Origin of the sequence: Nodosilinea sp. LEGE 06152 (assembly GCF_015207525.1) — a bacterium.
GTDB lineage: Bacteria > Cyanobacteriota > Cyanobacteriia > Phormidesmidales > Phormidesmidaceae > Nodosilinea.
In genome coordinates this window covers 23,978-43,733 of sequence record NZ_JADEWR010000008.1, presented here as the reverse complement: position 1 = coordinate 43,733, position 19,756 = coordinate 23,978, and the positions used below count along the sequence as shown (strand labels likewise).

Sequence of the window (19,756 nt, the reverse complement as noted above, 5' to 3'; positions counted from 1 at the left end):
GTAGGGTGCATTAGGCCGAAGCCAACCGAGGCTATTGTTCGGGGAATCTGGTATGGCCGTAATGCACCATTCAAAGATTTGGCTGTTGGGTGGGTTGCCTCATGGATGGTGCATCGCTGCGCGGATGCACCCTACGGGGTTAGCGCTCAAGGCAAGCTGGGGAGGCTGGCGACGGGAACGAGAACGGGTTCCGTTGGTAATGCCTCGCTGGGGTCAACCGCCGGGGGCAGCGCCTCAATCACCTCATCGGCCACCACCGTATCGATCGCGATGGGAATCGCCGCTAGCATTGCGCTGGCGGTGGGTTCGCCCCACTTCACCAGCCAGTTGGGCTGAATGCCGAGGAAGAGGATCAGGCTAGCCAGCACGTAGGCGGGCAGCTTTTCGGAGAAGGTGACTTTGGGGAAGTAGGCGATCGCGTTGTCCAGCTTCCCAAAGCAGGTGCGGTTGAGCAAAATCACGAAGTACACCGCCGTCAGGCCGGTACCGATCACCCCCAGCAGGGTCTGCACCGGGTACACCGCATAGCTGCCCTGGAACACCAGAAACTCGGTCACAAACCCGACCAGACCGGGAATACCCGCGCTGGCCATCCCCCCCAGCACCAGCAGGGCGCTCACCATGGGCAGACCTCGCACCGGGTTCATCAGACCGTTGAGCACATCCAGCTCGCGGGTGCCGACCTTAGCCTCGATCACGCCCACCAGGTGAAAGAGAATGGCCAGGATAATGCCGTGGGAGACCATCTGGCTGACGGCCCCGGTCAGGGCCAGGTCGGTCATGGCGGCACCGCCCAGCAGCACGTAGCCCATGTGGCCGATCGAGCTGTAGGCCACCATGCGCTTGATGTCTTTTTGGGCGATCGCCGTAATCGCCCCGTAGAGCACGCTAACCGCTGCCCACACCGCTAGGTAGGGCGATAGCTCAGCCCAGGCATCGGGAAACAGCCCCAGACCAAAGCGAAACAGGCCGTAGGTGCCCAGCTTGGCCAGCACGCCGCCCAGCATCATTGCCACCGGCGTTGAGGCCGACACGTAGGTGTCGGGCAGCCAGGTGTGAAAGGGCACCAGCGGAATTTTGATGCCAAAGGCGACCAGCAGCAGCCCCAGCAGCACCACCTGCCACACCATTGGCAGCTCGTGGCCCATTACGGCGTAGTAGGTGAAATCCTTCGCGCCCGTGAGCCACACCGTACCCAGAAACCCGGCCAGCATCAGCGCCCCAGATAGGGCCGTGTAGAGCAAAAACTTGGTGGCCGCGTAGGCCTTTTTCTCGCCGCCCCAGATCGCAATCAGCAGGTACAGGGGCACCAGCTCAATCTCGTACAGCAGGAAGAACAGCATCAGGTTTTGGGCCACAAAGGCTCCGGCCACCCCGGCACTCACCAGCAGCAGCAGGCTGTAGAACAGTCGGGGCCGCTCAATGTCGGGGGCGCTGCTCCAGATCGCAATCCAGGTGATCAGGCTGTTGAGGGCCACCATCAGCAGCGATAGCCCATCCAGGCTGAGTTCGTAGTTGAGGCCGAGGGCAGGTAGCCAGGGCAAAAACTCGTGGAACTGAAAGCCGCCAAAGGACAGATCAAACTGAATAAATAGCCAGATCGTCCACAGCAGGGGCAGAGCCGAAACCACCAGGGCACCCGTGCGAGCCTGTTTGCCAGTAAGGCCGGGCCAGAAGCCGATCGCGATCGCGCCGACTAACGGAATCAGTAGGAGTGGAGTGAGCATGGCAGTGGGTTGAGTGGATGAGTTTGGTAGGTGAGGAGTTTGAGGTTTAAGGTTTGAATTCAAATCCTTTAGAACAGCGCCGTTAGGGCATGCCAGTTCATCAACACCCCGAGCAGCGCGACACCGAGGGAAATTGTCAGCACATAGAACTGAAGCTGGCCAGTATTGCCGTATTTAAGGGTTTCGCCGCTAAACAGCGAGGCGAGGCCCACGGCATTGACCACACCATCGACCACGTAGCGATCGAGCCAGTCAGTCAGGCGCGACAGCATGTCGACGCCGAGCACAAAGGTATTGCGGTAGAGCTTGGGCGTGTAAAAGTCGTAGGCCAGCAGGTTTTGCAGGGGCTTCTTGACCAGGCCCGCCGGATGCTCGACTACGCGGTTGACGTAGAGCAGGGTGCCAACCGCAGCGCCAAGAATGCTCGACCAGGTCAGCAGCAGGGCCATATCCTGACTGACCTCGGCCCAGGCGGGCAGCAGGTGGAGCTGAGCCATCACCAGGGGCAGGTGGAGGGTAAAGCCTGCGACAATCGCCATCGGCAGCACAATCAGCCAGAGCGGCTCGGGGGCGCGAATGGTCATCTGCTGGGTTTTGCCCGCAAAAATGAGGCCAATTAAACGAGCTAGGCTAAAGGCGGTAAGCCAGTTGACCAGCAGCACAATGGCGACAAGCAGGCCGCGATCGCTGTCCCACAGGCCCGAAACCAGCGACAGCATGGCCCAAAACCCGCCCAGGGGAGGCAGCGCCACCAGCCCAGCGGCTCCGACCATCATCGCCAGGGCCGTAACGGGGCGACGACCCCACAGCCCGCCCATCTGGGTCAAATCCTGGGTGGTGATATTGATAATGATCGAGCCTGCCCCCATTACCAGAGCGGCCATACCCAGGGCATAAACCAGAGCCAGCAGCAGGGCGGCACCGGGCTGGTGGGCACCGACCGCAATAAACATCAGGCCCATATAGGCGCTGCTGAGGTACGACAGCACCCGCTTAACATCGATTTGGGCGGCAGAAATTAGCGTTGCGCCAATCGCGGTAACGGTACCCACGGCGATCGCAAAGGCCGAGGCCGTCGACGATAGGGCAATAACGGGCTCTAGCTCCACCAGCACCCACACCCCGGTTGTCACCACTACCGCGTTGCGCAAAATGGTGCTGGGCAGCGGGCCTTCCATCGCCTCATCCAGCCACAGGTGCAAAGGAAACTGGGCACACTTACTCATCGGTCCCGCGATCAGGCCAATGCTGATTAGCGTGATCAGCCCAGGATCGACATTGGCCGTCTGTGCCCAGGCCGCTAGCTCCCGAAAGTCCCAGGTGTGGGCCAAGGGGTAAATGGCCAGCACCCCCATCAGCAGCACCAGGTCACCCACCCGCTTGGTCAAAAAGGCATCCCGCGCTCCGGTAACCACCAGCGATTGGTTGTACCAAAAGCCCACCAGCAGGTAGGTGCCCAGGGTCAAAATCTCCAGCAGCATGTAGGCAAACAGCAGCGAGTTGCACAGCACCAGGGCGCAGAGACCAGCCTCAAACAGGGCCATCATGGCGAAAAATCGACCCCAGCCCCAGTCCATCTCTAAGTAGCCCACGGCGTACAGCTGAGCCAACAGATTCAGCGTGGTAATCAGCACGCAGGCCCCCAGGGTAATCGCCGACGCCTCTAGGGGAATGGTCAAATTTAGCCCCGCCACATTTAGCCAGGGGGCAAAGAAAAACTGGGGCGACGACTTGCCCCAAAAGGCCAGAAACGCCAGCAGGCTGTGGGTCAGAGCCAGGGCCGTCATCACAATATTGATGTAGCCTGCCGGACGCGGCCCGGTGCGGCGAATCATCGCTGGCGACCAGGGAATTGTCAGCAGCGCCCCCATCAGCGGGTACAACGGAATTAGCCAGCTGGTTTGAGCCAGAATCGGGGTCATAGTCGAAACCTTGGGCAAGTAAGGACGGTAAACAGTGCCAGACGGGGCAGAAGCAGATACCTAACCCATTGATCAGGCGCTAGAAGACGATTGACCCAAGTCAATCAGCAGACGGGTTAGATAGAGTTAGACCTATTTGCAATAGAGTTTAGCCAATGCTTGGTCTAAAAAGGAAGGGGTGAATTGATTAAATGCAATTTGTTTTTCATTCCTGATTGATAAACTTCAATAATGAATTCCTCAAGGCTTCAGGGAGACTCTGCCACAACCTCCCGGATCCCTCAAATTCCCTCTCCCCATCCCCTCATTTCTCCATCTCTCATCTTCCTCATCCCTATGCCCCTGGCTCAATTCCTTTCGCAAAAATTATCCTGACGGCGCGATCGCCCCGCGAAGAGTAAACCAGTAGCGGTAAAGCCCCCTGACGCCCCCTCAGTCATTACCGCCAGGCTCAAGCTTTTTAACCATCAGGGGACATTAACGTGGCTGATAATCATTGGTTGACCAGGGCCGAACGTGCCCTAGTGGTGGGTTCTGGCGTCGGTGCTGTCGCATCGATTGCGGCTCAAAATATAGCGCTGGCGTCGGCTCCGCTCACGGTGCTAGCCGCTGTGGGGTTGCTCAACCGCAGCCGAGTCGAGCAGCAGCTTGAAGAAGCCCAGGAAAAACTGGCCCGCCAGCATCGCCAAACCGGGCACCGCCTCACTAACCTGAGCAAACAGGTGACGGCCATGCCCTCGCCCGAGGCGCTGACCAACTTTCAGCGAGCGGTGATGGATCGCAACAACCACTCGTTTATCCGCTTTTCAAAAGAAATTAAAGGGCTCAAAGCCCACGTCAACCAGCGGCTAGAAACGCTGGCCACCCCAGATCTGACCAGCATTAACCAGCAGATTGCCCAGCTGCAGGAGCAGGCGGCCACCACCCAGGTCAGCTTCGAGAACCTCAACACCTACATGCAGCGGTTGGCCACGACCCCTCGGGTAGAAGCTGCCGAAAACAAGCTCTCCCAGGTCAAGACCGACCTCATGCAGACCCGCGTGAGCCTCGAAAACCTGCGCTCAGAAACCCGCACCCTGGTCATCAACCTGCAAGATGCCCTGGGGCAACTCGATCGCCGCTGGCATGAGTTTCCCCAAACCAGCAGCCCCGGCCAGTACCGGGCCGAAATGGGGGAAGTGGTCAAGGCGATGGCAGCGCTGGTGCCCCAGTCAGAATTTAGCCAGCTGGTGGACCACGTCAAAGACCTCACCCGCCAGCAAACCCGCCTGGAGCAGGCCCTAACCAAAATTCCGGTGGGTACCGTGGGCGGGGTTTCGACTCCGGCGGCGGCTCCGAGCACCGCTGCGTTAGAGCGGCTGACCGCCGAGGTGCAGCAGCTTCAGCAGCAGGTCAGCCGCCAAGAGACGGCGGGCCACACCCAGGAGCAGGTGCAGCAGGTGGTGTCGCAGTATCTGGGCCAGGTCAAGGCCCAGGTGGCGCAGCTGGAGGGAGTGACGCGATCGCTCTCCGAACGGCAGCAGCAGCTCACTAGCCAGATGGTTACAGCCCCGGTCGATACCGCCAACCGCAAAGCCTTGATTCAGCTGGCGCGGCGGGTGCAGCAGACGGAGGCCGACCTCAAAACCTCCCGCCAAGACCCCCCGGCCCCGGCGACTCCGACCGGCAGCCACCCCATAGCTCCGCCCGACTGGATCATTGATCTGCCGGTAAACACCGGCAGCGAACCCCAGGCTATGCCCAGCCGCCAAGCCCTGGAGGCCGCGCTCGAAACCGCCACCCGGCGAGTGCTGCTGGTCTGGCCCTGGGCCAGCTACGTCACCATTGATGAAAATCTGCTCAAGCGGTTTGACCGGCTGCTAGAGCGGGGCGGCCAGCTCGAAATTGGCTGGTGCCACCGGGGCGACCAGCACGATGGCCGCCTGGTCTGGCGAATTAGCCAGCGCTGGGGCACCGAGTCGAGCCAGCTGCAGTTGCTCAAGGCGGCCCTCAACCAGCTCCTGCCCCTGCGCGAAAACTACCCCGATCGCTTCAAGTTCAGAATTATGGGCACCGCCGAGAGCTACCTGGTCTGCGACAGCGGCAGCAGCGCCCCGCCCGAGAACGCCATTGGGCACACCTACGCCATTGTCAGCCTCAAGGCGCTGCCCACTCAGAGCGCCGTCATCCCCGACCTGGAGGCCAAGCTGCGCACTAGCGAACCCGCCGTGGTGCAGGCGCTGATGCAGCGCTTCCATGACCCGGTGATCCCCCCCGGCGATGCGGTGGCCTTTTTTAACCGGGGCACCACCCGCCACGATCTGCGCGACCAGCCCGGCGCAATTAGCGACTACAGCCAGGTGATTCAGCTGCAGCCCGACCACGCGATCGCCCTCAACAACCGGGGGGTGGCCCAGCTCGAACTCAACCAGGCTGAGGCCGCCGAGGCCGACCTCAGCGAAGCGATTCTGCAAAACAACAAGCTGTTTGCCCCCCACTGCAACCGGGGCTGGCTGCGCCTGGAGCAGCGCCGCTACGCCGCCGCGATCGCCGACTTTACCCAGGCGATCGCCCTCAAGCCCCACTTGCCGATGGCCTACGTGTACCGGGGCAGCGCCCTGCAAAAGCTGGGCGACCTCAAAGGGGCCGTGCGCGACTACAGCGATGCCATTGCCTGCGGCGACCCGATTGCGCTGCCCTACTGCTACCGCAGCGCCGCCTACCAGAGCCAGGGCGATCAGGCGCGCGCGATCGCCGACCTGGAGCGGGCCAGCGCCTACCTAGAAGCCCAGGGCGATAGCCAAGCGCTGTCGTCGGTGCAGCGTACCCTGGGGCGGTTGCAGAGCATGGCAGCAAGGGTTTAACGGTGGGGGTCTATTAGTTGAGGTGACGGTTCAAAGTTCAAAACTTCTTCGTCTCGTCATCCCCCTAGCTGCTTACCTTTTCCCTTATCCCTGTCACATCTACAACCTCCGGCAAAGACGGCCTCAGCGCCAAATACAAACAGGCACCCACTAGCGGCAGCGCTAGCACCGCCGCCGTGATCCAGGGTTGATTCAGCCCTCTCCGGGCCATGTCATCCTGCAGCAGCACCGGAAACAGCAGCCACAGGGCGCAAAAGTCGAGCGACATGACGTGAATAAAGCGGCCAGTCTGCCACTGCTGCCAAAAATCGGGCCAGTCTCCTTTAAGTAATGCAAAGGCGGCCAGGGCGATCGCCCCCGCCGCCAGCACAGCCCCCAGCCAGCGTGACTCTAGCAGCCGAATCAGCAGGCCCTTAGAACTGCTAGCACTGGCGTTGGGCTGCCGCAGCGCCAGGTAGGGCAGCAGCGCAAACGCCCCCACCGCAAACGACACCACCACAAAGGGCCAGGCCCGCAGCTTTTGTTCAGCACCATCGATCAGGGCCAGGGCCGCATAGGCCATTGGCCAGATCCCCATGGCATTAAATAGCGCTATAACGATTGGATTGATGCCCTGCCAATCACCGGTCGAGAGGCGAAGGATTAAGTCGGCGGTATCGAGGCGATTGGGTGGCGCAAGTATAAACGCATACAAAACAAATCCCAGCCAAAGACCCCAAAAAAATAATCGGTTCATGCTCACTCAAGTGCTAAGTTTCTCACCAAATTATCAAACAAAAGCAACGAAGACACTCAGGCCAAGAAAAAGCAAATAAGCTGTATTCAAGCCACTCAGCCTCCAAACGTGGCAATTGTTAAAAAATAATTAATCACATTTTGAACTGTAACTTTATGTTCTCGGCCCTTAGTTAAAGAAGCGTTAACCTTACTCATAAACCTGTCTTTTAAAGTCGTTTTTAATACCTCCTCACAGTCTGCATGCCCCGATTAGGGAATCCATCGTGTCTTTAGCTGCCCCCCGTGAGTCTGCCAGTTCTCCGGCTCACCATCAAAGCATTATGCATATTCAGTATTTTCTGGAGCTATACGAGGCCGGTTACCGCGACTTCACGGGCATTAGCCTGGCCGGTGCCAACTTCAGCCACCACATTCTGGTCGATGTTGACCTCAGCCGGGCCAGCCTCAGGGGTGCCGACTTCAGCCGCTCCTTTCTGACCCAGGCCAATCTCGACCAGGCCGATCTTAACTGGGCCAATCTGAGCTTTGCCAAAATGAGCGAAACTCGGTTGGTACAGGCCGACCTGACCAAAGCCAACCTGCGGGGCGCTTTTTTGGTGCGCGCTGACCTCCGCCGCGCCAAGCTCAGCGGGGCTGACCTGTGCCATGCTAACCTGCGCCAGGCCGACCTGCGGGGAGCCAACCTCTGCGGGGCCAACCTCAGCGGCGCTAACCTGCGGGGGGCTAATCTCTGCGGGGCCAACCTGTCGTGGGCACACCTGACCGGGGCGCGGCTCAGCGGGGCCGACCTAGAGCGCACCTGTATGGATGCGACCAACCTGGAGGGGGCCTGGCTCAACGGGTTAGACCTGCACGGTATGAACTTGGCCGGGGTCAATCTCAAAGAGGCCAAGCTCAACGGGGCTAACCTCGACCACGCCAACCTCAGCTCGGCTAATTTAACCCACACCACCATGCGCGGGGTCAGTCTGGTGGGGGCCAATCTCAGCGGCTCTGACCTGACTGGGGCCGTGCTGTGGAACGGCATTTTAGACGGTGTAGACCTGTCGCGGGCCGACCTTACCCGCGCCCACCTGGGCGAGGCGTCGCTGAAGGCGGCGGTGGTGGTGGGTACCGAATTTACTGAGTCGGTGCTGCCTGCCGAAGCCCGTGCCTACCTCTACGAAATGGTCAAGGGTGAAACTCGCTGGACTCACCGCCCGGCTCGCGAAACCCTGAACCAGTCGCAGTTTGTCGATCGCATTCCCCAGCAGTAATGGCAGCGTCTGAGCCTGTATCCCCATCCCCAGGCGTGGTGCTGGTCACCGCTGGCTCCGAGGCCGAGGCCGATCGCCTGGCTCGCCACCTGGTTGAGGCGCGGCTGGCCGCCTGCGTTAGCGTGTTTCCGGTGCGATCGCTCTACCGCTGGCAGGGCGAGGTTCAGAGCGAGGCCGAGTGGCAGCTGGTTGTTAAAACCGACCTCAGCCAGTTTGAGGCCCTGAGCCAGGTAATCACCGAGCACCACAGCTACGAGGTGCCCGAAATCATCGCCCTACCCATCGTGACTGGCCTGCCTGCCTACCTGAGCTGGCTCCAGGCCCAGGTTTAAGCATTTCAGCAAAAAAAAGGCTGACCAACGGCCAGCCCCTATTCAGCTACTCAAGGAGATTTTCAACCACAATCAAGTCGACCTAGCGACGGTAGGCCAGGGCCACCTCGCTCTCAATTTCGGCTGGCTCAAACACCAAAACCGTTTCGGTTTCGGTACCTAGGCTCAGGTCAGCCTCCATATCTAGGGTGGCGTCAGCGGCGGCGGCAGCCAGCCACCGCTGGTGCAGCAGCACAGTGCCAACCGTCAGCAGGGCTGCAATTGCCCCTAAACCACCCAGCGCCGCCCCCAGAGCATTGCTGTCTGGGGAAAACGCCTGCCACTCACCCGACGAATCGCCAGAAGTCTTCACCTGAGGCGCATCGAACTTGGAAAACAGGCAGCCCGTTACCCCATTGCCGGGCACAGCAGAACTAGCCAGTAGACCAGCCGCTGCTACAGAGGCCACCAGTGCGGACCGAGAGAGGAGGTTCATAGCCAAATTGAGAGAGAGAACGTCACAACGTGAGGCTATTGTTGCGGCACTCGTTTTATCTCACAGCTGCAGAGGCTACAGAATCTAGAAAAAACTGACAAACCGGCGAAGTATCTATCTAAGGGCAGAAAACCGGGATTGTAGCCAAAATTGATCCACTGAGCTGATGCGGGTTGAGCAGGGAGTTCTCTCAACAGGCCAGCAGCCCGCTCCTAGCTGTGCCTGAGAATACGCCCGGCGTTCAAAATGGCCAGCAAGGCAACGCCGACATCGGCAAACACCGCTTCCCAGAGGGTAGCGACACCGATCGCGCCCAGGGCGATAAACAGCGCCTTCACCCCCATTGCAAACCAAATGTTTTGCCAGACAATGCGCCGGGTTCGGTGGGCAATTTGAATCGCTTCAGCCACCTTAGAGGGGGCGTCGGTCATAATCACCACGTCGGCAGTTTCGATCGCCGCATCGGAGCCCAGGCCGCCCATAGCTATGCCCACATCAGCTCGGGCAATCACCGGGGCATCGTTAATGCCGTCGCCCACAAACGCTACTTTGCCGTTGGTCTGGCGGGCGCGATGCAGAAACTCCTCCAGGGCTGTGACCTTATCTTCGGGCAGCAGTTCAGCCCGGTACTGGTCAAGGTTCAGCTGGCGGGCAATGCGATCGGCCACTGACTGGCTGTCGCCGGTCAGCATCGCGGTGGCAATGCCCTGGGCTTGGAGGGTGGCAACGGCGGCGGCGGCGTCTGCCTTCAGCTCGTCGGCAATTAGAATGCGGCCGCTGTACTCGCCATCGACGGCTAGGTGGGCGACGGTGCCCTCGACCACACAAACCTCGTGAGGAATCGCCTCGCGGTGCAGGAGGCGATCGCTGCCCGCCAACACGGTGCGCCCGTTCACCCTGGCGCGAATGCCGTGACCAGGGATTTCTTCGTAGTCCTGAATGGTAGACGGGTCAATGGGATGACCGTAGGCCTGGCGAATGGACTGCGCCACCGGGTGGTTAGACTGCGATTCGGCCTGAGCGGCTAGCTTCAGCAGCTGAGCGGCGTTCAGGCCATTGTGGGTAATGATATCGGTAACGCGAAAGTTGCCCTGAGTGAGGGTGCCAGTTTTGTCAAAAACGACGGTATTGACCTGGGCCAGCGTGTCGAGAAACGTCGAGCCTTTGACCAAAATGCCGCGCCTGGCCGCCCCGCCCACGCCGCCAAAGTAGCCCAGTGGAATGCTAATCACCAGGCCGCAGGGGCAGGAGATTACCAGCAGCACCAGAGCGCGATAGGCCCACTCGGCCTGAGATGCCCCGGCAATAATCAGGGGTGGCAGCATCGCCACCGCCAGCGACAGAACCACCACCACCGGGGTGTAGTAGCGGGCAAAGCGGGTAATAAACTTTTCGGTGTCGGCTTTTTTGCTGCTGGCGTTTTCCACCAGGTCTAAAATTCTGGCGATCGACGACTCGGTAAAGGGTTTGCTCACCCGCACGGTCAGCGCTCTCGACTGGTTGATCATTCCCGCCAGCACGGTTTCGCCAGGGGCGACGGTGTAGGGCACCGATTCTCCGGTCAGGGCCGAGGCATCTACCAGCGACCTGCCGTCTAGAACCTCGCCGTCCAGGGGTACTTTTTCGCCAGGGCGCACCAAAATCAGGTCGCCGACGATGACTGTGTCAGGAGATACCTGACGAATATCGCCATTGACTTTGAGGTTAGCGGTGTCGGGCTGCACCGCCAGCAGAGCCTTGATCGAGCGGCGCGATCGCCCTACCGAGTAGCCCTGAAACAGCTCCCCCACCTGGAAGAACAGCATCACCGCCACCGCCTCAGGAATCTCGTGAATGGCGATCGCCCCCAGGGTGGCAATGGTCATCAAAAAGTTTTCGTCAAAAATGCGGCCCCGCAGAATATTGTGCCCCGCCGTAGCCAGCACGCCCCAGCCGCTGATTAAGTAGGCGGGCAGCAGAACGGCATACTCGGCGACAGCCCAGGGGGTATTGTGCAGCGCCCCGTGAAAAACCAGCCCAATCGCTAACAAAACCGCCGCGATCGCAATGGGGATCAGTTCGTACCGCAGGTTGAACTCGCCCGATCCGTGGTCGTGGCCGCAGCAGTCGTTGTGGGTCTCGGCAGGCGCTGGGCGCTGGCCGGTGCGGCGGTCGTCGGCGCAGCTGCCTTGGGCGCAGTGGTCATGGAAGTGGAGTTCGGCCATAGGGTCACCCGCCGGATGCATCTGAATATCTGAAAGACTATTCAGATGATACACAATTCTAGAGCCACAGCCCTACAAATACAGTTCCACTCGGGCAGCTGCTGCCGGAAAATTCGCTTCTCTAGCCTTCTTCTAAGTGCTCAGCTACTTCGCGGTAGAGGGCCATGATGTGGTCGTCGGCCAGGCTGTAATAGACGTTGCGGCCCTGGCGGCGGTACTTGACCAAACGCTGCGATCGCAGCACCCGCAGCTGGTGCGACACCGCCGACTCACCCATCTTGACCGCCGCCGCCAGGTCGCAGACGCACAGTTCCTGCTGGGCCAGAGCCGACAGCAGCTTGAGCCGATGGGGGTCGGAGAGGGCGCTAAAAAACTCTGCCATGCGCTGCGCCTTCTGGGTGCTCAGCACGTCGGGCTGCACCTGGCGCACGTTGTCTAAATGCACCAGCGATTCAGCACAGGCGGGGGCATCTGCCGATTGCGCCAGCTGGGTCTTTGCCGAATGAGAATTGGCCACTCAAATACCGATGACAGCACCATCTCTAGGGTACTGATAATCGTTACCGTCTGAATATTGGTCCAGGTATCTATAGGGGCATAGACGGCGATCGCCTACCAGCATTGCGTACCCCTACGCGGGAGGGCCATCCCAATTGACCTTGATAGCGATAACTTGGTTCAAAAGGAAGATACCCCGCCCGCGATAAATCAGTACCTTAGAAGACACAATTTAACGGTGTGAGCGATAGCGCTACAGAGATACCCTACCCAAGGCTGAGCACAGCTGGGCTCGGGGTTTGCAGCCATACATCACTCCGTAGATAGAGTGTGGACGAGAGCTAGGGCCTAAAATTTTTTGTCTTAAGGGCACTTTAAATTCTCTCAAAGGTCAGAGATTCCTGGCTTTTCGGCCTTACACCTAAAGAAAACCTTTGGGTGCATGGCCATTTGAAAAAAGTTGTTTAGTCTGTTGACAGATTTGATGCCGTGGTCGAAAACCGGGCCATCGGCATTCCATTAATGTTCTATTCATCCAGGCCCTCCATAGTTTTCCGTAGAACCCCGTTTCCGACTTTTGATCGAACTGTTACCGAGAGATTGATATGGCACAGAGTTTTGGTGTAATTGGCCTTGCCGTTATGGGTGAGAACCTGGCGCTCAACGTTGAGAGCAAAGGCTTTCCGGTGGCGGTGTACAACCGCACCGCAGCGGTGACCGAAAAATTTATGGAAAAGCGGGCTCAGGGCAAAAACGTCAAGGCGACCTACAGCCTCGAAGAGTTTGTCCAGTCCTTAGAGCGGCCCCGCCGTATTTTGGTGATGGTGAAGGCGGGCAGCCCGGTAGATGCGGTGATTGACCAGCTGCGCCCTCTGCTCGACGACGGCGACATGATCATGGATGGCGGCAACTCCCTCTACGAAGACACCGAGCGACGCACCAAAGATCTCGAATCTACTGGCCTGCGGTTCATTGGCATGGGGGTGAGCGGTGGCGAGGAAGGGGCGCTGCTCGGCCCTAGCCTGATGCCCGGTGGCACCCGCGCGGCCTACGACTCGATCGAGCCGATTGTGAAGAAAATTGCCGCCCAGGTGGATGACGGCCCCTGCGTCACCTACATCGGTCCTCGGGGCGCGGGCCACTACGTCAAAATGGTGCACAACGGCATCGAGTATGGCGACATGCAGCTAATTGCTGAAGCCTACGACCTGATGAAGAGCGTGCTGGGCCTCAACCACAACCAGCTATTCGACGTGTTTGCCGAGTGGAACCTGACCGACGAGCTGAACTCGTTCTTAATTGAGATTACCGCCGACATTTTCACCAATATCGACAGCGATACCAATACGCCCCTGGTGGAGCTGATCATGGATGCGGCGGGCCAGAAGGGCACCGGGCGCTGGACGGTGATGAGCGCCCTGGAGCTGGGGGTTAGCATTCCCACCATTACGGCAGCGGTGAATGCGCGGATTATGTCGTCGATTAAGGAGGAGCGGGTGGCGGCCTCGAAGGAGCTGAGCGGCCCCACAGCGAGCTTTGACGGCGATGTCAAAACCATGGTCAATAAGATCCGCGATGCGCTCTACTGCTCAAAGATCTGTTCCTACGCCCAGGGCATGGCGCTGATCGGTACGGCATCTAACCACTATGAGTACGATGTCAACCTGGGCGAGACGGCCCGCATTTGGAAGGGCGGCTGCATCATCCGGGCCGGGTTCTTGAACAAGATCAAGCATGCCTACGATGAGAACCCTAGCCTGCCCAACCTGCTGCTGGCCCCCGAGTTTAAGCAGACGATTCTCGATCGCCAGTCGGCCTGGCGGGAAGTGGTGGCGATGGCGGCGACCTTTGGCATTCCGGTGCCGGCGTTTAGCGCCTCGCTCGACTACTTTGACAGCTACCGGCGCGATCGCCTGCCGCAGAACTTGACCCAGGCGCAGCGCGACTACTTTGGGGCTCACACCTATGTGCGGGTCGACAAGGAGGGCACGTTCCACACTGAATGGACAAAGGCCCCGGCGCGGGTGTAAGCGTTCTCTGAGTTAAAAACCTCACTACATAGTGTTGCCGTCGATCCCTTGGGGTTCGGCGGCTTTTTTGTTCGTAGGGGCGAATGGTGATTCGCCCAGTGCAGGGTTCATGGCTTGGATCAGGGCGATCGCGCTGCTGGTTGCCTTGACCACTGCGGCGCACAGTTGGGGGCAAGAGCCAGATCTGCGGCTGGGGGCATTTCGCAGCCCCCAGACCCCTTCGACAAGGACGTTCCGTCGTCCTTGACCTCACGGAAAGGATGGATTGATCATCGGTTTAAACCTCTGTTCTGCCCATTGACCTGGAAGCAACTCCGGTGGGCTTTAGCGGCACGTAGGGTGCATTCGCGCAGCGATGCACCACCGAACATTCCTTATAGTAGAGACATCTTCTCACACAAGAATTTTATGGCTGGTCTTCCGCCGGGTTTGCTGATTCGCGCTGCTAAGCTAGCCTGGACGACGCTGTGGCAGACGATGATGGGGCAGATGGCCCCCAGCAGCAAGGGCGGCGATTACCAACGACCCGAGAGCGAGTTTCGCCAGCGGGTTGAGCCGGAAGGGGCGTATCCGCCAGAGGCGAATCGCTATCAGCTAATAGTGGGTATGGGCTGCCCGTGGGCGCACCGAACGCTGGTGACGCGATCGCTAAAAGGGTTAGAAGAAACAATCTCGACCATTCTCGTCAACCCCTCCCCCGACGAGGGCTGCTGGGTGTTTGAAACACCCTTTCGCGGTTGCCGAACGTTACCTGAGCTGTACCGCCAGGCTCAGCCGGGGTATAAGGGGCGAGCCACGGTGCCGGTGCTATGGGATAGGCAGACGGCTAGCATCGTCAACAATGAGAGCGCTGACATCATTGTGATCGTGAATGAGGCGTTTAACCAGTGGGCTACTCGGCCCGAGGTTGACCTCTACCCAGATGCCCTAAAAACTGAGATTGATACCTGGAACGATCGCACCTACCAGGCTGTAAATAATGGTGTCTATCGCTGCGGTTTTGCCCAGAGCCAGGCCGCCTACGATCGCGCCGTCACCGAGCTGTTTGATGAGCTAGATACAATCGATCGGGCGTTGGCCCAGAACGCTTACCTCTGTGGCGACAGGGTAACGCTGGCGGATGTGCGCCTGTTTACCACGCTGTTTCGCTTTGATGTGGTTTACTACAGCCTGTTTAAGTGCAATCGCCGCCGCATTCAAGACTACGCCCACCTTGGCCCCTACCTGCGACGGCTGTATCAGCTGCCGGGGGTAGCCGCCACCTGCGACCTGGAGGCGGTCAAGCGTGACTACTATGGCAACCTGTTTCCGCTCAATCCGGGGGGCATTATTCCCTCTGGGCCAGATCTGGAGTACCTCAACGCGCCGACTGGGGCGATGGCTGACGTATAGGTAGTTTCAAATAGCCTGGGTTCAGTAGGCTACGAAGGATTCAGGCGAGAGCTGAAACTATGGACAAGGGGGCAGGCCGTAACACATTGGGCCAATAGCTACGGCAATCTGCCCCTCCCCAGTATTGATCTACCCCGCGCTGAGTGATGATGCGATCGCTGCCCTCGGGCCCGTAAACGCTTGTTTGCCCGTGGATATGCAGGGGAAGTGTCAGCTGGGTGAAGCGAAGCACTGGCACAGTTTTAACATTGTGCTCGCAAGTCGTAATTGGCTAGTTTCTTCAGTGTCCAAGGAGCTTTTTCATGTATTCGGTCAAGGGTCGTAGATTTTTGGTTTGCGGTTGTGTTGGTCTAGCGGTTAGCTTGTTTGCCGCCAGCTGTGGTTCGTCTGCTTTGGCACCGCACCGCACCGAGCCCCCGGCGCAGACGGTCGAACTCACTGTATCGGCGGCGGCCAGTTTGCAGAATGCGCTAGAGGCTATTACGCCTGAATTTCAGGTTGCCTACCCCACCATTAGCATTCGCTACAACTTTGGGGCCTCGGGTGCCCTACAGCAGCAAATTGAGCAGGGTGCCCCGGCCGATGTCTTCTTTTCTGCCGCGGCTAAACAGATGGATGCGCTAGCTGCGAAGGGGCTGATTCTAAAGGATTCCCGCCAGGATGTGTTGACGAATAGCCTGGTGCTGATTGCCCCGGCTCAGTCGCAGACTGCGGTTACAGATATGGCCCAGCTCAAAGATGCTGAGGTGGGTGTCGTTGCGGTGGGTGAGTTTCGCAGCGTACCAGCGGGGCAGTACGCAGAGCAGGTGTTTGCCAAGCTAAACTTGCTGGAGTCTTTGCGGTCGAAGCTGGTATTTAGCAGCAACGTGCGGGGAGTTTTGGCCGCCGTAGAAAGCGGCAACGCCGATGTGGGTGTGGTCTATGCCACCGATGCAGCCCTCTCAGCTCGAATTAAGGTGTTGGCTACGGCACCAGCGGCAACCCACCAGCCCATTGTTTACCCGATCGCCGTGGTGAGCGACAGCCCCAACCCTGACGCAGCGAAGACCTTTATCGCGTTTTTGCAGACGCCTGCGGCCCAGACCAAGTTCAAGCAGTTTGGCTTTGGGATTGTCGAGCCGTAACGGCCCACCCATGCTACGGCTGCAGAACTTGCCATGATTACCCTCTCCCCCCTGTGGATCTCCCTCCGCATTGCCGCGATCGCCACTGTGCTGGCGTTTATGCTGGGCATTGCCGCCGCGCAGTTCATGCAGGGCTACCGGGGTCGCTGGCGATCGCTCCTAGACAGTCTGTTTTTGGCCCCCATGGTGCTGCCCCCCACGGTGCTGGGCTTTTTGCTGCTGCTGCTGCTGGGTCGCAATGGCCCCTTCGGTACCCTGATGGGGACAGCCGGAGTCAACGTCGTGTTTACCTGGTATGCGGCGGTGATCACCGCGACGGTGGTAGCGTTTCCGCTGATGTACAAAACCGTGCTCGGTAGCCTAGAGCAGATCGATGGCTCGGTGCAGCAGGCGGCCCGCACCCTGGGCGCAACGGAGTGGCAGCTGTTTTGGTGCATTACGCTGCCCCTGGCCCTGCCCGGCATCGGGGCCGGTACCGCCCTGGCCTTTACCCGCGCCCTGGGCGAGTTTGGGGCTACCCTGATGCTGGCGGGCAATATTCCGGGCAAAACCCAGACCCTGCCCATGGCGATTTTCTTTGCCGTCGAGGCCGGAGCCTTTCGCGAGGCCGCCCTCTGGACCGGGGTAATTTTGGCCATTTCCCTGGGCGGTCTGGTGCTGATGAACGGTTGGCAAACCCAGAGCGCTAGGCGACCAGTTCTGAGGTGGATCGACCGCTGCTGGCGGCTAGCTCAGCAGGCCATCCAGGGCAAATCCAAAATCCAAAATCCAAAATCCCCAAGCGTTACGCCCTACCCCTTACCCCCCACCCCCTGCCCCCACCTCTTCATCAGCCTCACCCAACACCTGCCCGGCTTTACCCTGGATGTAGCCTTCTCCACCGATCGCCACCCTCTGGGCCTGCTGGGAGCCTCGGGCGCGGGCAAAAGCCTAATTTTGAGATGTCTGGCGGGGCTAGAGACACCCCACAGCGGGCGCATCGTGGTGAATGGGCGGGTGCTGTTTGACTCAGACTTGGGCATTAATCTGCCCAGCCGCGATCGCAGAATCGGCTATTTGTTCCAGCACTACGCCCTGTTCCCTCACCTGACAGTGGCCCAAAACATTGCCTACGGGCTCTGGGGCGAGTCTAAAGCGGCGATCGCCCGCCGGGTGGCTGAGCAGCTTCAGCAGGTGCAGCTGGTTGGGTTTGGCGATCGCTACCCCCACCAGCTCTCCGGCGGCCAACAGCAGCGGGTGGCCCTAGCCCGTGCCCTGGCCCCCAACCCCGACATTCTGCTGCTCGATGAGCCCTTTTCGGCCCTCGATGCCCACCTGCGCAGCGAACTCGAAAAGCAGCTGCTCAAGACCCTGGCCAACTACCAGGGCCTCACCCTGTTCGTCAGCCACAACTTAGAAGAAGCCTACCGGGTGTGTGAGCACCTGCTGGTGCTCTCGGAGGGCCGCGTGATAGCTGAGGGGCCAAAACAGGCCATTTTTGACCGCCCCGGCCACCTGACTGTAGCTCAGCTTACCGGCTGCAAAAACGTCTCGCCCCTGCGCCGCCAGGGCGACCACGCCTTAGCCGCGCTGAACTGGGGCTGCACCCTGCAAACCCTGGAGCCGGTGCTGCCCACCCACACCCACGTAGGCATTCGTGCCCATCGCCTAACCTTTTTAGAGCAGCTCACCCCACCCAACACCTTCCCCGGCTGGATTGCTTGGACCAGCGAAACACCCCATCGCATCAGTCTCTACCTGAAGCTGGGCAGCCCCCCCGCTGACCTCGACGACTACCACCTCCAGGCGGAGGTCTTCAAAGACACCTGGGCCGAACTGAAAAATCGGCCTTTGCCCTGGTTTGTGCACCTTAACCCAGCCCAGTTGCTCCTGCTAGAGGGTTAAGCGGCACTATGCCAGATTTTTCTCTGGACCCAAATCGCGAGTTGGGTCAGTAAATTTACGGGGTCGGGGTGAAGTTTTCAGAGTCACCTATTCACCCTGAGGATTTGCTCCCATGCGTCAATTGATTCTAAGCCAGCTCAAGTGCAACGAAACTGAAGACTGGGGTGCCGATGAGTGCCGTCTCGAAGTTCTCGTCGATGGCACGCTGCAGCCTCACCTCAAACGCAGCCTCGACAATGGCCAAACCTGGTCTCTCAACCAAACCTATGCCTTTAACAGCAGCGTAGAAATTAAGCTCTGGGACGAAGATTCTCCCGACGCCGACGATCTTTTGGGCTCTGTGCGCATCACCACTGGGCTCACCTCGGGCGCTACCGCCGCCTTTACCCGCGATGGGGCCAACTACCAGTTGCGCTACCAGGTAGTCGATGTACCCAGTGTTGACCCGGTCGCCAGCGCGATCGCCGCCTTTGAGCAATCCTCCCAGCCGGGAGTGTGGCCTCACATTCCTAAAGCCGAGCTAATTCAAGACCTGCGCGCTACGGTGGCCAACCCGCTCAACATTAACCAAAACTACACCCCCTTCTGCGGCCCCACCGCCATTGTGTTTGAGCTGGTGTCTAAACAGCCCGCCCGCTACGTCGACCTCTGTCGCTCGCTCTACGAAACCGGCCAGTTCCGCAGCCGCACCAAAACCGTACGCCCCTCCGACGGTCTGCGGCAGAGCAAAATTCGCTCCGGCATGTCGGCCGCCGACTGGATGCTGATCGCCACCCTGCGCGATGCCGAAAACCTGATCTTTCCGGTCACCGGCGACTCAGGCAGCCTCGGCAATAACGTCGCCGGCATTACCACCCCCTGGGAAATGAAGGGCTGGATTTCTGAGATCTTGGGCTACAGCCAGGTCGATTTTGAATCCACCTTTGTCTACGGCGAGTTTGACGCCATGAAAACCGCAGACAGCGTTCGTCGCCAGGGGGGGGTGGCCTTCGTCCTCATCGACGCCGCCATGCTCGGTGGCAGCGCGCCCACCGTGGCCTACCCCAACCACTGGGTCGTTTACCAGGGCGACCTCAGCATTGACAATGGCGTTTGGTACAAACACGACAGCGGCCACATTCGCTTTAAATGCTACAGCTGGGGAAAAATCTTCTCCGTAGACCTGGGCGAAGGCTCCTTCGAAGACTACATGTGGGGCGTCGTGACCGGACGATGAGGGCAACTGGGTAGGGCGTGGATGGGTAGGGAGTCGGTGAGGCTAGACCTAAAGGCCGCCGCTTGGCTCCCCGTCCACGCTCCGATCGAGGCTATCTGATACTAAATCCTATCCG

General features: G+C 59.6%; 15 protein-coding genes. 8 read left to right on the top strand and 7 right to left on the bottom strand.

Features of this window, described 5'->3' with window-relative positions; translation table 11 throughout:
• Positions 1–146: 146 nt before the first annotated feature.
• Together IQ265_RS12535 and IQ265_RS12530 are read right to left on the bottom strand one after the other, a co-directional pair.
• Complete coding sequence (locus IQ265_RS12535; protein WP_194054032.1) at positions 147–1,727, bottom strand: NADH-quinone oxidoreductase subunit M; 1,581 nt, start codon at positions 1,725–1,727, stop codon at positions 147–149.
• 68 nt (positions 1,728–1,795) lie between these two features.
• Positions 1,796–3,649, bottom strand: a complete 1,854-nt coding sequence (locus tag IQ265_RS12530; RefSeq protein WP_194054030.1) for an NAD(P)H-quinone oxidoreductase subunit F — start codon at positions 3,647–3,649, stop codon at positions 1,796–1,798.
• A 482-nt stretch (positions 3,650–4,131) separates the two neighbouring features.
• Here IQ265_RS12530 and IQ265_RS30670 point away from each other — a divergent pair, with 482 nt between their 5' ends.
• Positions 4,132–6,492, top strand: a complete 2,361-nt coding sequence (locus IQ265_RS30670) for a tetratricopeptide repeat protein (protein ID WP_194054028.1) — start codon at positions 4,132–4,134, stop codon at positions 6,490–6,492.
• A 64-nt stretch (positions 6,493–6,556) separates the two neighbouring features.
• Here the strand turns inward: IQ265_RS30670 and IQ265_RS12520 are convergent, their stop codons facing one another.
• Positions 6,557–7,228, bottom strand: a complete 672-nt coding sequence (locus tag IQ265_RS12520; protein ID WP_194054026.1) for a DUF2834 domain-containing protein — start codon at positions 7,226–7,228, stop codon at positions 6,557–6,559.
• Between the two features lie 265 nt (positions 7,229–7,493).
• Between IQ265_RS12520 and IQ265_RS12515 the strand changes: the two genes are divergently transcribed.
• A complete protein-coding gene (locus IQ265_RS12515; protein WP_347404958.1) occupies positions 7,494–8,486 on the top strand; it encodes a pentapeptide repeat-containing protein in 993 nt (330 codons plus the stop codon).
• On the top strand, positions 8,486–8,818 hold the full coding sequence (gene cutA, locus IQ265_RS12510; protein ID WP_194054024.1) for a divalent-cation tolerance protein CutA: 333 nt from the start codon (positions 8,486–8,488) through the stop codon (positions 8,816–8,818). The genes IQ265_RS12515 and cutA overlap by 1 nt, the downstream gene beginning before the upstream one ends.
• Before the next feature lie 82 nt (positions 8,819–8,900).
• Here the strand turns inward: cutA and IQ265_RS12505 are convergent, their stop codons facing one another.
• The 3 genes from IQ265_RS12505 to IQ265_RS12495 all read right to left on the bottom strand — a co-directional run bounded on the left by IQ265_RS12505 (position 8,901) and on the right by IQ265_RS12495 (position 12,014).
• Complete coding sequence (locus IQ265_RS12505; RefSeq protein WP_194054022.1) at positions 8,901–9,293, bottom strand: hypothetical protein; 393 nt, start codon at positions 9,291–9,293, stop codon at positions 8,901–8,903.
• A 212-nt stretch (positions 9,294–9,505) separates the two neighbouring features.
• Positions 9,506–11,497, bottom strand: coding sequence for a heavy metal translocating P-type ATPase (locus tag IQ265_RS12500; protein WP_194054020.1), 1,992 nt, complete (start codon positions 11,495–11,497; stop codon positions 9,506–9,508).
• Positions 11,498–11,618: 121 nt separating this feature from the next.
• Positions 11,619–12,014, bottom strand: a complete 396-nt coding sequence (locus IQ265_RS12495; RefSeq protein WP_194054017.1) for a metalloregulator ArsR/SmtB family transcription factor — start codon at positions 12,012–12,014, stop codon at positions 11,619–11,621.
• A gap of 586 nt (positions 12,015–12,600) precedes the next feature.
• Between IQ265_RS12495 and gndA the strand changes: the two genes are divergently transcribed.
• Entirely contained in the window at positions 12,601–14,025 is a 1,425-nt protein-coding gene (gndA, locus tag IQ265_RS12490; RefSeq protein ID WP_194054015.1) for an NADP-dependent phosphogluconate dehydrogenase, read from the top strand.
• Between the two features lie 24 nt (positions 14,026–14,049).
• Here gndA and IQ265_RS29480 read toward each other — a convergent pair whose 3' ends face one another.
• Positions 14,050–14,178, bottom strand: coding sequence for a hypothetical protein (locus IQ265_RS29480; RefSeq protein WP_255523543.1), 129 nt, complete (start codon positions 14,176–14,178; stop codon positions 14,050–14,052).
• A gap of 255 nt (positions 14,179–14,433) precedes the next feature.
• Between IQ265_RS29480 and IQ265_RS12485 the strand changes: the two genes are divergently transcribed.
• The 4 genes from IQ265_RS12485 to IQ265_RS12470 all read left to right on the top strand — a co-directional run bounded on the left by IQ265_RS12485 (position 14,434) and on the right by IQ265_RS12470 (position 19,641).
• Complete coding sequence (locus IQ265_RS12485) at positions 14,434–15,417, top strand: glutathione S-transferase C-terminal domain-containing protein (protein WP_194054013.1); 984 nt, start codon at positions 14,434–14,436, stop codon at positions 15,415–15,417.
• 302 nt (positions 15,418–15,719) lie between these two features.
• Positions 15,720–16,541 (top strand): molybdate ABC transporter substrate-binding protein, encoded by an 822-nt coding sequence (gene modA / locus IQ265_RS12480; protein ID WP_194054011.1) that lies wholly within the window; start codon positions 15,720–15,722, stop codon positions 16,539–16,541.
• Positions 16,542–16,574: 33 nt separating this feature from the next.
• A complete protein-coding gene (gene modB / locus IQ265_RS12475) occupies positions 16,575–18,425 on the top strand; it encodes a molybdate ABC transporter permease subunit (RefSeq protein ID WP_194054009.1) in 1,851 nt (616 codons plus the stop codon).
• 112 nt (positions 18,426–18,537) lie between these two features.
• A complete protein-coding gene (locus IQ265_RS12470) occupies positions 18,538–19,641 on the top strand; it encodes a hypothetical protein (RefSeq protein WP_194054001.1) in 1,104 nt (367 codons plus the stop codon).
• Positions 19,642–19,756: the final 115 nt, after the last annotated feature.

Excerpts from the sequence above, each read along its gene's own strand:
- IQ265_RS12535 (WP_194054032.1), bottom strand. The coding sequence starts at position 1,727 with ATGCTCACTCCACTCCTACTGATTCCGTTAGTCGGCGCGATCGCGATC.
- IQ265_RS12530 (WP_194054030.1), bottom strand. The coding sequence starts at position 3,649 with ATGACCCCGATTCTGGCTCAAACCAGCTGGCTAATTCCGTTGTACCCG.
- IQ265_RS12520 (WP_194054026.1), bottom strand. The coding sequence starts at position 7,228 with ATGAACCGATTATTTTTTTGGGGTCTTTGGCTGGGATTTGTTTTGTAT.
- cutA (WP_194054024.1), top strand. The coding sequence starts at position 8,486 with ATGGCAGCGTCTGAGCCTGTATCCCCATCCCCAGGCGTGGTGCTGGTC.
- IQ265_RS12505 (WP_194054022.1), bottom strand. The coding sequence starts at position 9,293 with ATGAACCTCCTCTCTCGGTCCGCACTGGTGGCCTCTGTAGCAGCGGCT.
- IQ265_RS12500 (WP_194054020.1), bottom strand. The coding sequence starts at position 11,497 with ATGGCCGAACTCCACTTCCATGACCACTGCGCCCAAGGCAGCTGCGCC.
- gndA (WP_194054015.1), top strand. The coding sequence starts at position 12,601 with ATGGCACAGAGTTTTGGTGTAATTGGCCTTGCCGTTATGGGTGAGAAC.
- IQ265_RS12485 (WP_194054013.1), top strand. The coding sequence starts at position 14,434 with ATGGCTGGTCTTCCGCCGGGTTTGCTGATTCGCGCTGCTAAGCTAGCC.
- modA (WP_194054011.1), top strand. The coding sequence starts at position 15,720 with ATGTATTCGGTCAAGGGTCGTAGATTTTTGGTTTGCGGTTGTGTTGGT.
- modB (WP_194054009.1), top strand. The coding sequence starts at position 16,575 with ATGATTACCCTCTCCCCCCTGTGGATCTCCCTCCGCATTGCCGCGATC.
- IQ265_RS12470 (WP_194054001.1), top strand. The coding sequence starts at position 18,538 with ATGCGTCAATTGATTCTAAGCCAGCTCAAGTGCAACGAAACTGAAGAC.